This window comes from Protofrankia sp. Cr1, assembly GCF_963555865.1.
Taxonomy (GTDB): domain Bacteria; phylum Actinomycetota; class Actinomycetes; order Frankiales; family Frankiaceae; genus Protofrankia.
On sequence record NZ_CAUVXO010000391.1, the window covers coordinates 3,304 to 5,285 of the forward strand.

General features: G+C 65.1%; 2 protein-coding genes. One reads left to right on the forward strand and one right to left on the reverse strand.

Going from position 1 to position 1,982, the window contains the following annotated elements; genetic code table 11:
• The first annotated feature begins 863 nt into the window (after positions 1-863).
• Entirely contained in the window at positions 864-1,352 is a 489-nt protein-coding gene (locus U9980_RS22090) for a histidine kinase (protein ID WP_322769681.1), read from the forward strand.
• 202 nt (positions 1,353-1,554) lie between these two features.
• Here U9980_RS22090 and U9980_RS22095 read toward each other — a convergent pair.
• On the reverse strand, positions 1,555-1,982 hold a 428-nt coding region (locus U9980_RS22095; RefSeq protein WP_322769682.1), incomplete at its 5' end, for a hypothetical protein.

Here is a 1,982-nt window from a genome sequence, read left to right on the forward strand (position 1 = left end):
CCCGCTGACGACGCCGGCTGGCGTGGCGGGGTCACGATGGCGACTTCTTGCCGTTGGCGCTGTCGACGCTGCCGCTGAAGACGCGGGTCAGGTATTCCGTGCGCAGTACACCCCGCCCGGCGGCGCCGATGTAACCGACGTCTTTCGTCGAGATAGCCGTCGGGATAGCTGTAAGAGGCCGAGGAGATTTCTCCCGTTCTACTCCACCAGGCCTTGCGCTGGGTCCCACAACGGTCACACTCATGCGCGACATGGTATGCCCTGGCTTCTTTGTCCCACGCTGCGGTGTGCGGTTCCCACCGATGGCCCATGGTGCGGCACTCGATGAAGCCGGCGGGAAGGTCGTGTGCCCAGTCTTCGACATTCCGTTGCGTTTTCCGCTCTGCCATATCGGGTTTTCCACCTCCGGTAGGTACCTGCCACAGCTGCGACTGCCCGGCCTGCCTTGTAACACGCTGCCACCGATCGGAAGATCCGATGCTCGAGCATCCGCGCCGTGAGGTCCGTGTCGCACGGCTCCACCCGGCGGGCACACCTTCGATATCACGTTCCGTTATGAAACGGCATCTCAGCCGGCCGCGACGGTCCATAAGTCGCGCGGGAACCCCGCCCCGACACGTGACCAATCGGCCACCGTGGTGGATCCTGCGCCCGCGAGCAGCCGCTGTCGGCCTGACTGTTTCCGATCCTGCTCTCACCTGGTCCACATGATCGCGGAGCATCCTGCCGATGACAGCGAAGGCCATCGGGAAGGAGCGCACGTGATGACGCTCGAGAATCCATCCGCACCGGCACCGTCGGGCGCACATCAACCGACCGTGTCGAATTTCCGATTCGGCCACCGCCGGGGACGTAGGTTGGTCATGCTCGCATCCGCCCTGGTGGTGTTGCGGTTGGTGGAGGCGGTCGTCGCCCTGCTCACGGCAGTTTCGCTGTGGTTCGCACGACTCGACCAGGCTGCACCTGGAGTACACATGGTCCGGCTCGCCGAGGTACGGGTTGACCCCGACACCGCGGCCACGGCTCTTGTGTCAATCTTTGTGGCTGGAGTCGTTGCCGTGGTTCTGTTGCGGATCGGGACGGTAATCACCGGCTTCGCCGGAATCAAAGCCGTCGCGGTCGTCGCGGCGACCGCGATCACCGGCGTGCTCGCCCCTGGGTCCGCGACCGCTCGGACCCTGGTCGCCGCGGCCGGCACCGGTATAGTGCTGACGCTCTGGCCGCGGGTGCGGATGGCAGTTCCCCATCTGCTGGACGCCGCCGGAATTCATCAGGTGTCCGGCCGCGCCGCCGAGATCGCGATCATCGCCAAGATGGTCCTGCTCATCGGCGTGGTCGTGCTGCTCGGCTGACCGCCCGGCCGGCTGCCCGACTGGCCGCGCGGCCCAGCGCGCCGGCACGAGTGGAAGATGGCAACCTTCCACTCATCAGGACTACACCGACCGCTACGGCGATGCCGGTATGCAGCCGGTACCGGTAAATCGTGTCATCCGCGTGGCCCACGTTGCCGACGCTCGGGCCGGTCGCGCTGTGACCGTGTGAAACCGGGCATTCTCACTGGCACGCGACCCGGTCACTTCGACGCGTCGGAATCGCCGCCCCCTGCACGGCGGTGCTGCATTGGGTAAATACGATCACGATGAGATTGGGTGAGGTGGTGCCGCCCGCGAGGATCTCGACGCTCTGGCTGTGCCCGGAAAAAGTAACCTTGATTCGTCCGTCGGACGCGGACTGCTGGAAGAGTTTGTAACCGATGCCGGGCAGGGCCTTTCGGTAGAAGTCCGCCGCCGCGGCCGGGGTCACTCCCTTCAAGCTGATCGATGCGTCGGTGGGCTTGCTGTTGGAGATTACGTGGGTCGATCCGTCCGGGAACGGAAAATTCGCTGGAATGATCGAGTTACTGAACGGGTTGGCGCTGGCCGTCGCCGTCGCACTGTCCGTCGGAAACACCGTCGGTGTCGGTGACGACGTCAGGTCCAGGT